Raw genomic sequence first — 10,528 nt, forward strand, 5'->3', positions numbered from 1 at the left:
TTTGTTTCAGGGCGTGTCAGATGTGGTCGCTATTAATGTCACGTTCAGAACGCCTGCTCCATCTTTTGCAAGTTTTGCGGCGCTATCGCCGCCCAGTGAGCGGCCAGGTATTGGCAAACGAGCTTGGCATCAGTATCCGTACCTTGTATCGGGATATCGCTAGCCTGCAAGCCCAGGGGGCCATGATAGAAGGCGAGCCGCGTATTGGGTACGTCATGAAGCCGGGCTTCATGCTGCCACCCTTGATGTTTGGCTCAGAAGAGCTTGAAGCCTTGGTCTTGGGCATGCGCTGGGTGGCGGACCGTTGTGATCGCACCCTGGCCGAGGGCGCACTGAATGTATTGGCCAAGGTTTCGTCAGTATTGCCTTCCGAATTGCGGCGGGAGCTGGAAGAGTCGGCACTGCTTGTCGGCGCTCCCTTGCAGAGACCAAATAACCCTCCGTCTCATGACATCCTGCGCAGCGCTGTACGTTCTGAACTGAAGCTGCGGATCACTTACATGGATGGTGACGGCATTCAGACGCAGCGCGTGGTATGGCCGTTTGCCTTGGTCTATTTTGACCAGTCCAGAGTGTTGATGTGCTGGTGCGAGCTGAGAAACGGCTTCCGAAATTTTCGTACTGACCGCATATTGGTAACGGACGAGACCAATGAGCGCTACCCCAAGCGCAGAGCCGCTTTGCTACGCGAGTGGCGCAAAGCCCACCAGGAAGCGAGTAAAACTATACTGCCAGAATCTGACAGGATTGGATCTTAAACTGAGCCCTCTTTCAAATCAGGAGCTCAAGATGAAGTTCGCATCGGTACGTGTGGTCACGCAGGGTCTCGAAAACATGATCACCTTTTACCAGCACCTTTCCGGCATCACGGCAAACCGTCCGGCAGAAGGTTTTGCAGAAATCCACTTCAACGGGGCGGTACTAGCCCTTTCCTCTGAACGCCTGATTACCCTGTTCAATGCAGGGGCCGCAAAAGCAGCAGCCAATCAATCAGCGATACTGGAGTTTGAAGTAACGGACGTGGATGCAGTACTCGAACGGATAGCTGATAACGGCGTCAATGTCGTCATGCCGACAACGACAATGCCATGGGGGAACCGCTCGCTGCTGTTACGCGATCCAGATGGCAATCTCGTGAATATATTCTCCCGCCCCACCAATCAGTCCGTGAACTTCCCAGGTAATTTGGTGACCCCTAGGTGACGCAAAGGTCTGCGACGGGGCGGCTGCCGACATCCAACTCGATTGCGTTGCACCTGATATATTGCGCGAATGCATCGGATAGGCGACCGGGTATGGAACCGGGTAACATTAGGTTTACCGAGTGGAATTGCCGCATGAATGCTGGATAAATTGGGGCTATTTCTCGTTTAACGTGTAAGCGTTGTCGGAATCGAAGAAGCCGCGTTGATACGCGGCTTTTTTGTGGGCGCTCCGATACGACTTACAATCGGAGAGGCCCTCACCATCGGTGACTCATCGGAGGCAGTTCAGATACTCAGCTCGCTGCACAGGCTCCGGCAGGCTTATCGGTTTGGGAAAGTCAGCATCAGCCGTCATCAAGTGACCGATGTCCATGTGACCCCAGAGCCAGCCTTTATGAAGTTCACGGCTAAAGCAGGTAAAAAACCGCTCCTTGTCACCCCATGTCGGCTGCCATGCCGTATCCATCAAGGTTCGGGCCGACGCACTGTTGCCGGAATAGATGTACGTCAACATGTCGTGCCATAACAGGGTGGGCGGCCACGGTTGTTTGCTATCGACCTCCTCCGTCAAGAGCTCCTGCGCATCTTCCTCCAACTCGACATTCGATGGCGCCGGTTTGCGCATGCTATCGACGTCCAGTACATAGCGTCCTTGTGCGGTATCCCAACTGAGCGAGATCGGCGGTGCAGGACTACCTGCGAATGAGTGATGCCAAAACGCGAAACTGAAATCGTAGAAGCCCAATGTCGGCCCGCCATGAGCGACCGCTTGCATATCGATCTGATCCGAATTGAGAGCCTGGATATCTTGCATATGCAGCGTTGGCGAAAAACTGATGATGTGCAACGTATCGCAACAATTAGCGCCACCACTGAAGCCTTGCACGATCATATTCGGTGCATGGGTGGGATCCGGGTCGGTATAGAGCACGTAGAAGTGGACGTCGCGGAGCGTGATCGGCTGGGAACCTTCTCGCGTCAAGGTCACGATTTCTTCGGCGTAATCCGACTCGGACTCCGGCTCCAGTTCGGACACCTGGATGCTCGTATCGCCGACGGTTGAACTGATCAGCTTCTTGGGCTCGGCTTCCACAGCCCAAACCTGGCTCACCGCAAGACACAAAAGCCACGCGGCACACCGGCGCATAGGCCGGATGCGTTTAGGGCAAAGAGAGAGAAACATGCGGCTTCCTGTGGTTGCCCTGATCTATTGAGCGTCAGTGTAGGCTGGACAGGGCAATCGGATAAAGGCTGCCAACTTCACTCGCCACGCCCCTACAGCGCGCCGTTTTCGTTTCTGGATGTGGACCGAGCTGTAGTGGTCAACTAACCCCGGACACGACGTTATTTTTTTCTCGGTCTGAGCGGGTATCAGCTCATCATTGAATGGGTGTTGCTCGGCAACCCAGTCAATACGCGAAATAGCCCGCCGAAAAAACTCATATTTCCCACACGTTTCAAGCATGGGAGAATATTGCGTGCGCTAAACGCCAGGGCTACTGTTCACGTGTCGCTGCAAATTCAGCGATACGGGCTTGGACACCCGGTGAAATACAGGGCGCACAGCGCCGCGAAAGCGGCTTTTTTGTATTCGCTTTTTATGGCGGGCTGTGTGCGGGACACTTTCGAGTGTGCCGGGTTACCTGTTTTCCCGGTTGTCCAACCTGCGCACAGTTCGCCACCCATTCGCTTGGACACGAACGTGGTGAGCTCCTTTTACAAACAGGAGATTCAACATGGACAAGAAGCTCGTTCCCGATCCGCCAACCGTTCGCAAAGCCCCCAGCACTGCCGACAAAGGCCTGTACCTGCGTAAACTCTCTGATACCCCTTCTAACGAACCTGAGCCGGCCCCGGCAAACACCCCCCGTTTGCTCGACACCCTCGCATTCACTTGCTCCAAACCCGTCATCCCCGAAGCCCCATACAAGCCCACGCTGTTTGCCATTCAACCGGGCATCAATGCCCAGGACGCACTGACCTACGTTTCGAATCTGCTCGAAACGGCGGAACTCAATGGTGACGAAATCAGCCTGCATACTAATCCCGTCGAGCGAGCGTTGTTCTGGGGCATGCTGCATTCGGTGGAGGTAGCGCGTGCGGTGGTGGATGCGCTGCTTGAGGGCGCGTCCCCGTCCAATCAGCTATCCCCTGTAGTGGAGCAACCCTCCGATTGATTGAGGTCGTAAGAAAATAAATCCCGTTTCTCCATTTAGAGAGATCAAGCGCTTGGCCGCTTGATCTCTTTTCTGTTTAAGGGCTGTGCAAGACGTAATAGCGTCGTGGCTTTGCTGAAGCTCACCCTCCAAACCATGACTGGCTAATGAGTGTCACCTTTTGCACTTATCTTGTCTCACCCTCTATTTGGCATGCTCAAACCTCTTGAAACAAAGCAACCCAACCATGCTGACAACGGCGAAGACGAGCCAACCCATGCTGATCGGCGTCCATCGTGCGCCCATACTCCCCAGATAGTTTCCCAATGCTCCACCTATTGCCCAAGAGACTGCTGACGCGCCGAAATAGGTTCCCGCGTTGCTCTCGGTTGTGAGCTCAGCGAGAGCGATATTCGACGCGGGCAAGATGAGGCTTTCGCCGAAGGTGAAAACTAAAGCGATGACGACGAGGATCACCAGAGACTGCTGTGAGTTCCATTCACGTAGGAAAATGAGCGCTGCCAGTGCGAAACAGGCGAGCAGCGCGAGATGACCGATTGACATCAGCGATTGCCACTTCGTGCGTTGAAACCATCGCATTCCCAGAAGCGCGGTTAAGACACCGAACAAGGCGTTCGCGATGTATAACGGTCGCACACCGTTATACCCTGACACTCCCTGAGCGAAAGTCAGCGGGATGAACACATAAATTTGCGTGTACACGGTCCAGAACGGGATAAGTGCGAGGCAGAGTCTTCGAAATTGCCTGTCGTGGAAAGCATCAAAAAACACAGAGGCCCCGCGCCTCGGTCTTTCATTCACGCGCCTTCGTACAGCCGCGAACGGTGCCACCAAAGCCAACGCAGCGAAAATATAACCGCTCACCTCAAATGGAAAAGCGCCGCTATGGACAGGCAGTACGAACAGCACTGTTGGCCCGACCAGCGCACCCAGGTTAAGTACAAGATTATTCAAGACGAATACACGCGAACGAATGTCTGTTTTGAGGGTGCCGAACACGGAGTACGCGGTCGTTTCATAGAGGGCTGCGCCGAGTCCACCCAAGAACGCACATGCGGCCAACGCGGGGAAATCGAGAACATGGCCCAAACCGATGAAACCCAGAGCACGGCAGACCAGGCCTAACGAAGCCAGCACTCTGCTACTGAAGCGGTCGGTAGCGGATCCTAGAATAAGCGGCAACAGCCGACTCGACAGCAGGCTCACGGTGAGTACGCTCGCGATGTCGCCGGAGCTCAAATGTCGCTCGACACTCAGAAAGGCAGCCAGCAGCGGAAAAGACCCGAACACCGAGAGGTTAACGAGAAACTGCAGAAAGAGCAGGACCGTTGTTGCTAAGCCGACTCCGCCGGTAATTCGATCAAAATGCCGCGAAGCCCGGCCAACCTTCGTTGATTGCATGGCGTCACTCGCAGACCGAACTCGTCGCAAATCGAGTTTATTTCTCAATGCGCGATGATCAAAATCGTCCATCCTTCTCTCCCTGATGTTTTTATGGACCGGAAGGACGAAAAGCACAAAAAAGCCCCGTCCGTTTCCGGCGGGGCCTTTCGGTTAAATTGTGGCAAGTGTTTAGAGCGCACAACCTCCCCGCGGCCCGCCGATGGCGGTCGTGGTGGTGGTTGTCGTGGTGGTGACGAAAAATATGTTCATAAAATTTAACGTAACGCGCTCCGTATTGTTCGTCAACGGCAGATTGGTGTTTTCTCTAAGGGAACTCTGAAAAACACTTCCAGATTTCAATGAAAAGGAGACCAACGAAAAGAACGAAGCTGAAAAAATAAATCTGTCCCCTTTGGGAAGCCACGGTGCGCCCCTGATAGTCCAGAGAGGCGCGAGCCTTGCTGCCTTCCTTGCATTTGATAATTGACGTACCCTTTGAGGATCTTTCAACTCCGAATTAGACCGACTGGATGACCGGTGCCGACCTGCGGGTGAGCCGCAGGCCAGACAACTCGGTCAAGATTGACTACAAACGACGAATCACTCTAAGGGAACTAGAACATGCCATCTGCCAAGAGCGTCATTGCCAGCAATCGAGACGCCTGGAACGCTTCTGCCGAGCACCACAGAAGCAGTCGCACCTGGAAGAGTCTTGTCGAGTCCGCTGGCACTCCGGATTTTTCCTGCCTGGATGCAACCTTGACTGAGCAACTGCGTGACATAGGTCTTGCAGGCAAGGATGTTATCCAACTGGGCTGCAACAACGGTCGCGAGTCACTTTCGTTGTTTGCCTTGGGTGCACGATCCGTCGTGGGCGTGGACCAGGCCGCCGCGTTCCTCGATCAGGCCCTTGAGCTGACCGCCCGATCGCCACATACCCCGACATTCGTCGAAGCGGACGTGCATGAGCTGCCCGCCAACCTTTACGAAGCTTTCGATGTCGCACTGATCACCATTGGGGTCCTGAATTGGATGCCAGACATCAAGGCCTTCTTTGCGCACGCGGCAAAGACCCTCAGGCCGGGCGGCACGATGGTGATCTACGAAACACATCCCTTCCTGGAGATGCTGGACCCTGAATCTACCGACCCCTGGAGAGTCGCCAGCTCCTACTTCCAGGCAGGGCCAGTGGTTGAAGACAAAGTCATCGTTTACGAAGGCCAAGGAGAGGCCAACGGAGTAACTAGCTACTGGCACCCCCATGGCCTGGGTGAAATCATCACGGGCGCTATCCGTGCCGGTTTGCGCATCAGCCATTTCTCGGAGTATCCGCACTCCAACAGAGAAGAGCTTTATGACATCTATGAGCAAGGTTATTGGGACGTGCCGATGTGTTACATCCTGACGGCCATCAAGATGTAGCCCTGGACCCGATAACCGGTTGAGCAATCACTGAAGTTCCAGTCGCGTCGATGCCCTTCGGCCAGCCTTGAACCCATGTTCCTTGGCCGCGGACGCCACGATCAGCGCAACCAACAGCATGCCCATCAACACCCAGGGAAAAACTCCGGTCCCCAGGGTTTCCAGGAGCAGGCCCCCGAGCACGCCACTGGCGGCAAATGCGAGGTTGAAGACGGTCACCAGCATCGACTGCGCCACATCGGCACCGTCGCCGGCTGCGTCCGCCAGGGCGGTCTGCAGCAGTGTCGGCGAACCGCCGAAACTCAGTCCCCACACTGCGATGCCAATAAAGGTCACGCCCGCTGGTGCGCCGCTGAAACCCAGCATCAGCGACACCAGGGCGAACGCCCCGAGGCTGAGCAACACCAGGCGACGCAGCCAGCGATCCACCAGCAGGCCGGTTATCCAGATACCGCCCAACGCGGCCACGCCGAACGTCAGCAACGCCCAATCCAGTCGATCGCCCAGTCCGAGGGCGGCTAGAAACGGCGCGATGTAGGTGTAAAGGGTGTAGTGGGCCATGATCCAGAACAGCATCACGACCAGTATCGGACGTACGCCGGGGATGTTCAGGACCTTGCGCATCGGCAGCCGTCGGACGCTCGCCTGGCCGGGATAATCAGGCACCTTGAACCGGACCCAGAGCATCAGCACCAAGCTGAGCCCGGAGAGCACGCCGAATACGCCACGCCAACCGAGCAGGGCACCCAGCCAGGTGCTGAGCGGGACACCAAACGCCAGCGCCAGCGGTATGCCGAGCATTGCCAGGGCCATGGCTCGACCCTGCAAAGGCACTGGCACCATTCGCCGGGCATAACCGGCCAGCAGGCTCCAGGCCAAGCCGGTAGCGATGCCGACCATAAAGCGCGCCAGCAGGGTCAGCGACAGATAAGGTGACAACGCGGTCACGGCGTTGCAGACCAAAAAGGCAGCGCCCGCCAGCAACAGGACGGAGCGCCGTCGCCAGTTTGCGAGGGCGATGGTCAAGGGAATCGCCGCCAACCCTGAACCCAGCGCACACAAGGTGACCAGTTGACCGGCCCAGGCTTGTGAGATGCCAAAGCCTTGGGCGATCTGCGGGAGCAGGCCGGCAGGTACGCTTTCGTTGGCGGTGGCGATAAAGCTGGCCATGGTCAGTGCCAGCAGGGCGGCCAGGGGGATTCTCTCGGGGGTGGCCGCAGCGGTCGCGCGCCCTGCGTTCTGTTTGCCGGTCATTGTCTGCACCTCGATTGCGGGAAGAAGGGCGAGTCTGCTGGCTTTCCTTGTATTTGATAATTGGCGTACTCTTTGTCTGTCTTTCAAATCTGTATTTAAAATGGCAACTGACCGATTGGGTGATATGCGTTTGTTCGCGGAGGCGGCGAGTCTCGGCAGTTTGTCCGCGGCCGGGCGCAAGCTCGGGCTTTCTCCAGCCGCCGCGAGCGCACGGCTGATCAAGCTGGAGATGGCGCTGCGAACCAGGCTGTTCGATCGCACCACGCGGCAATTGCGCCTGACCGACGAGGGGCGGTTCTACCTGCAACATTGTTGGGTGGCCTTGCGCGCCATTGATGACGCGGAGGCGGGGCTTCAAGCCAGTCAGCAGGGCGTGCGCGGAAAAGTGCGGATTTCGGCCTCCGCCGATTTCGGGCGCAATCTGCTGAACGATTGGCTTGAAATATTCTGCGACCAGCATCCAGAACTGAGCATCGCGCTGACACTCTCGGACTCCCTGTCGAACCTGCTGCAGGACGATGTGGATCTGGCTATCCGTTTCGGGCGGCCCAGCGACGGCTCACTGGTCGCGCGGCAATTGGCGCCCAACTGGCGGGTGCTGTGTGCTTCACCTGACTATCTGACACGACGGGGTGAGCCGGCGACCCCCGCGCAGTTGGTTGACCATCAATTTATCGTGCTGGTGACCTCGGCCGGGCCCTTGAATGAATTCCACTTTGTGGTGGATGAGCAGCACTGGAGTCATATCGTGCCGACGGAGCAGGCCTGGGAAACCAACGACGGTGCGTTGGCCCGAGCCTGGGCCCTGGCTGGTCGCGGCATCGCACGCAAGACCATCTGGGACGCTGCCGCGGATATCCGCGCCGGGACACTGAAAGCCCTGTTACCGGATTTCAGCGTGAATGAGGCGGGTGTCTATGCCGTATTGCATGCCAACCGCTACCAGGTACCCCGAGTGCGTGCGCTGCTGGACTTTCTGATTGAGCGCTTCAGTCACGCTAGCGAGGAACTGCTGCGTGACATGCAGGTACCGCGTTTTTAAAGGGGAGAGGGGCTTTGTCGGTCACTCACGCGTCAGTCGACAAAAATAATCTTCGACACCAACTCCGCACTGTTCTTGGCCTGCAGCTTCTTCATCAACCGGGCGCGGTGGACTTCCACGGTTCGGTGGGAAATCGCCAGCTTCCTGGCCACTTCCTTGCAGGTCAGGCCGTTGACGATATGCATCGACACTTCACGTTCGCGGGGGGTGAGGTCCACCGTGGCGTGGTGCGCCCGGTCCAGGCGCTCGAAGTGCCAGACCATCAGCTTGAACGGATCGTCCGGGGTCAGGGTATAGCCTTGCGACCGGGCCCAGAACACCTCGCCGTTCTTGTGCTGCATGAAGCGCTCATCGGAGTAGGAACCGGTCTTGCTGCACAGCAACCAGTTGCGGCTGCGATTGCCGATGGTCTTGTAGTCCGCCTGGGACGGGTAGATCAGCAAGGTCAACTGCCCGAGCAACTCCTCGCGCGGATAGCCGAACAATTCCAGGAAGGCTTCGTTGCAGTCGAGCATCACGCGGTCGCCGGTGATCAGTTGCGCTGCCGGTGACACCTTGAATGCCAGGCGCTGAAGGTCTTTCAGTTGCTGCGTGAAGACGGTCATTGGCATCCTGCCTCGGTAGGGATCCTGTACGGGCGATATCGCCCTCGGGTCGGCTACGTACCCAAGTACGTAATTGTACTAACTGGCGAGCGATCCCGGCGGTGCGCCATTGTAATCAATGCCTGATTCAAACCAAGAAGAAAATCACCATGATGAATGATTGCGTATCCATTGTTGCGGCCGGCCACTCGCCCTTTGGCCGTCTTGCCGGTTCCACCCTGGAAGATCTGATCGTTCAAGTGACCCGCCAGGCGCTGACGGACGCCGCGATAGAGGCTGCGGAAATCGATGCGCTGTTCCTCGGGCATTTCAATTCGGGCATGGTCCCGGACGGGTTTGCCGCCTCGTTGCTGCTGCAAGCCGACCCGGGGCTGCGTTTCAAGCCGGCCACCCGCTGTGAAAACGCCTGTGCCTCGGGGGCGGCGGCCATCCAGGCGGGGATCAACGCGATTCTCTCAGGCTCCGCCGAACTGGTGCTGGTGGTGGGCGCCGAGAAGATGACCGGCAACTCCACGGCCGAGGTCACCCGCGCCCTGGCCGGCGCCGGTTACCAGAACGATAGCGAGGAGGCCGGGCTCAGTTTCCCGCAACTGTTCAGCCTCGCCGCGCAGCAGTATCGCCAGCGCTACCACTGCCCCATGGCGTCCATGGCCGCCATCGCGGCGAAGAACCACGCCAACGCCATGGCCAATCCCCTGGCGCAGATGCACAAGGTGATGGATTTCGAACACTGCAACAATGTCTCCCAGAGCAATCCCTATGTCGCGCCTTCGCTGCGCCTGACCGATTGCTCGCTGATCAGCGACGGTGCGTCGGCCATCGTGCTGGCCTCGGCCAGGCGCGCCCGGCAGTTTCGCCGTGAGGTACTGATCCGTTCGGTGGCCCAGGTCAACGATCTGCTGCCGATAGCGCGCCGCGACATCCTCGCCTTCGAAGGGCCGCAGCGCGCGATCCACTCGGCCCTGCGCAGCGCCAGTGTGACCCTGGGCGACCTGGGCTTTGCCGAGGTCCACGATTGTTTCACCATCGCCGAGCTACTGATCTATGAAGCCATGGGCCTGGCGCCCCGGGGCGAGGGGCATCGGGCCCTGGATGACGGGACTGTGCGCCCGGGTGGTCGCCTGCCGGTGAACCTGTCCGGCGGACTCAAGGCCAAGGGCCATCCGGTGGGGGCGACCGGGGTCTCGATGCATGCCCTGGCTTTTCGGCAACTGACCGGCGAGCCAATCGGCCTGGCCGCGGCGAATCCCGAGTTCGGCCTGGTGTTCAACATGGGCGGCATGGCGGTCGCCAACTACGCCTCGGTCCTTCAGGCACGCAGGAGCTGAGCATGAATATCGCCAACTGGTTGGAAGATACCGGGCTGCGCTGCCCGGAGCAGCCGGCCTTGTTCGAGGGGCTGCGGCAGGTCGCCAACTATGGCACTTTTGTCGCCCTGGT

The 10,528-nt window shown here is 58.0% G+C and carries 10 protein-coding genes; 6 read left to right on the forward strand and 4 right to left on the reverse strand.

Going from position 1 to position 10,528, the window contains the following annotated elements; all coding sequences use genetic code 11:
* The first annotated feature begins 20 nt into the window (after positions 1-20).
* Together UCMB321_RS27945 and UCMB321_RS27950 are read left to right on the forward strand one after the other, a co-directional pair.
* The gene (locus tag UCMB321_RS27945) at positions 21-758 is read left to right on the forward strand and encodes a helix-turn-helix transcriptional regulator (protein ID WP_245220715.1); all 738 of its coding nucleotides are present in this window, start codon (positions 21-23) and stop codon (positions 756-758) included.
* A 31-nt stretch (positions 759-789) separates the two neighbouring features.
* Entirely contained in the window at positions 790-1,203 is a 414-nt protein-coding gene (locus UCMB321_RS27950) for a VOC family protein (protein WP_040064208.1), read from the forward strand.
* Between the two features lie 273 nt (positions 1,204-1,476).
* On the opposite strand, the gene UCMB321_RS27955 is transcribed toward UCMB321_RS27950, so the two are convergent.
* On the reverse strand, positions 1,477-2,298 hold the full coding sequence (locus UCMB321_RS27955) for a hypothetical protein (RefSeq protein WP_167337417.1): 822 nt from the start codon (positions 2,296-2,298) through the stop codon (positions 1,477-1,479).
* Positions 2,299-2,941: 643 nt separating this feature from the next.
* Between UCMB321_RS27955 and UCMB321_RS27960 the strand changes: the two genes are divergently transcribed.
* The gene (locus UCMB321_RS27960) at positions 2,942-3,382 is read left to right on the forward strand and encodes a hypothetical protein (RefSeq protein WP_040071937.1); all 441 of its coding nucleotides are present in this window, start codon (positions 2,942-2,944) and stop codon (positions 3,380-3,382) included.
* Positions 3,383-3,565: 183 nt separating this feature from the next.
* Here UCMB321_RS27960 and UCMB321_RS27965 read toward each other — a convergent pair whose 3' ends face one another.
* Positions 3,566-4,855, reverse strand: coding sequence for an MFS transporter (locus UCMB321_RS27965; protein ID WP_040068698.1), 1,290 nt, complete (start codon positions 4,853-4,855; stop codon positions 3,566-3,568).
* Positions 4,856-5,386: 531 nt separating this feature from the next.
* Here UCMB321_RS27965 and UCMB321_RS27970 point away from each other — a divergent pair.
* On the forward strand, positions 5,387-6,187 hold the full coding sequence (locus tag UCMB321_RS27970) for a class I SAM-dependent methyltransferase (protein ID WP_040068697.1): 801 nt from the start codon (positions 5,387-5,389) through the stop codon (positions 6,185-6,187).
* Between the two features lie 27 nt (positions 6,188-6,214).
* Here UCMB321_RS27970 and UCMB321_RS27975 read toward each other — a convergent pair whose 3' ends face one another.
* Positions 6,215-7,441 (reverse strand): MFS transporter, encoded by a 1,227-nt coding sequence (locus UCMB321_RS27975; protein ID WP_040068695.1) that lies wholly within the window; start codon positions 7,439-7,441, stop codon positions 6,215-6,217.
* Between the two features lie 100 nt (positions 7,442-7,541).
* Here UCMB321_RS27975 and UCMB321_RS27980 point away from each other — a divergent pair, with 100 nt between their 5' ends.
* Positions 7,542-8,483, forward strand: coding sequence for a LysR family transcriptional regulator (locus UCMB321_RS27980; protein WP_040068693.1), 942 nt, complete (start codon positions 7,542-7,544; stop codon positions 8,481-8,483).
* Between the two features lie 32 nt (positions 8,484-8,515).
* Here the strand turns inward: UCMB321_RS27980 and UCMB321_RS27985 are convergent, their stop codons facing one another.
* Positions 8,516-9,088: a LuxR C-terminal-related transcriptional regulator gene (locus UCMB321_RS27985; RefSeq protein ID WP_040068690.1), complete on the reverse strand. Its 573-nt coding sequence runs from the start codon at positions 9,086-9,088 to the stop codon at positions 8,516-8,518.
* Between the two features lie 149 nt (positions 9,089-9,237).
* Between UCMB321_RS27985 and UCMB321_RS27990 the strand changes: the two genes are divergently transcribed.
* Positions 9,238-10,416, forward strand: coding sequence for an acetyl-CoA acetyltransferase (locus tag UCMB321_RS27990; RefSeq protein ID WP_040068688.1), 1,179 nt, complete (start codon positions 9,238-9,240; stop codon positions 10,414-10,416).
* Positions 10,417-10,528 lie beyond the last annotated feature (112 nt).

The organism is Pseudomonas batumici, from assembly GCF_000820515.1.
Taxonomy (GTDB): domain Bacteria; phylum Pseudomonadota; class Gammaproteobacteria; order Pseudomonadales; family Pseudomonadaceae; genus Aquipseudomonas; species Aquipseudomonas batumici.

Excerpts from the sequence above, each read along its gene's own strand:
- UCMB321_RS27945 (WP_245220715.1), top strand. The coding sequence starts at position 21 with ATGTGGTCGCTATTAATGTCACGTTCAGAACGCCTGCTCCATCTTTTG.
- UCMB321_RS27950 (WP_040064208.1), top strand. The coding sequence starts at position 790 with ATGAAGTTCGCATCGGTACGTGTGGTCACGCAGGGTCTCGAAAACATG.
- UCMB321_RS27960 (WP_040071937.1), top strand. The coding sequence starts at position 2,942 with ATGGACAAGAAGCTCGTTCCCGATCCGCCAACCGTTCGCAAAGCCCCC.
- UCMB321_RS27965 (WP_040068698.1), bottom strand. The coding sequence starts at position 4,855 with ATGGACGATTTTGATCATCGCGCATTGAGAAATAAACTCGATTTGCGA.
- UCMB321_RS27970 (WP_040068697.1), top strand. The coding sequence starts at position 5,387 with ATGCCATCTGCCAAGAGCGTCATTGCCAGCAATCGAGACGCCTGGAAC.
- UCMB321_RS27975 (WP_040068695.1), bottom strand. The coding sequence starts at position 7,441 with ATGACCGGCAAACAGAACGCAGGGCGCGCGACCGCTGCGGCCACCCCC.
- UCMB321_RS27980 (WP_040068693.1), top strand. The coding sequence starts at position 7,542 with ATGGCAACTGACCGATTGGGTGATATGCGTTTGTTCGCGGAGGCGGCG.
- UCMB321_RS27985 (WP_040068690.1), bottom strand. The coding sequence starts at position 9,088 with ATGACCGTCTTCACGCAGCAACTGAAAGACCTTCAGCGCCTGGCATTC.
- UCMB321_RS27990 (WP_040068688.1), top strand. The coding sequence starts at position 9,238 with ATGATGAATGATTGCGTATCCATTGTTGCGGCCGGCCACTCGCCCTTT.